Origin of the sequence: Rhodococcus sp. T9N, assembly GCF_024436645.1 — a bacterium.
GTDB lineage: Bacteria > Actinomycetota > Actinomycetes > Mycobacteriales > Mycobacteriaceae > Rhodococcus_F > Rhodococcus_F qingshengii.
Window position 1 is genome coordinate 1 of record NZ_JAMSKS010000079.1, and the last position, 512, is coordinate 512.

The following is a 512-nucleotide window of genomic DNA, read 5'->3' on the forward strand; positions in this document are numbered from 1 at the left end:
ATGGCGCGTCAAAAGCAGCGGCAAGTCGACCTCGCTCTCACTGCCTTGGGTGTGGATCTGTAACGCCTCGGGCTCGAACAAATTCATAGGGGGCGCGGCATGGCTGTCCAATTTCAGGCCGGAACGGCATCCATCAAGATCTCACCGGATCTGACCGGATTCCATCGCAGAGTCAAGACGCAACTCCGAGCCGAGCGGGTCGAAGCTCCCGTTGTCATCGTCCCGGATATGAGCCGGTTCAAGCAGGAGCTCACGGCCAAGCTCAGCAATGTCACGGCGAAGATCAAGGTCGAGGTTGCACCTGACCTGACGAACTTCTCGCAGCAGTTGCGGACTCGGCTGGGTGCGATCAATGCGAATCTGAGAGTGAAAGTCTCACCAGACTTCTCAGGGTTTGCGGCTGACCTCCATTCACACCTCGGCGCTTCGGCTGCGAATATCACGATTCCTGTTGATCTGGACTTCACCCGCGCTCGGGAGCAGTTGCTCCTGTTCCGTCTCGAGGCCAGTCA

The 512-nt window shown here is 58.2% G+C and carries 1 protein-coding gene; it reads left to right on the plus strand.

The window, feature by feature from the left end; all coding sequences use genetic code 11:
- Positions 1-99 precede the first annotated feature (99 nt).
- A partial coding sequence (locus tag M1L53_RS33105; RefSeq protein WP_261949525.1) for a hypothetical protein occupies positions 100-512 on the plus strand: 413 nt, incomplete at its 3' end.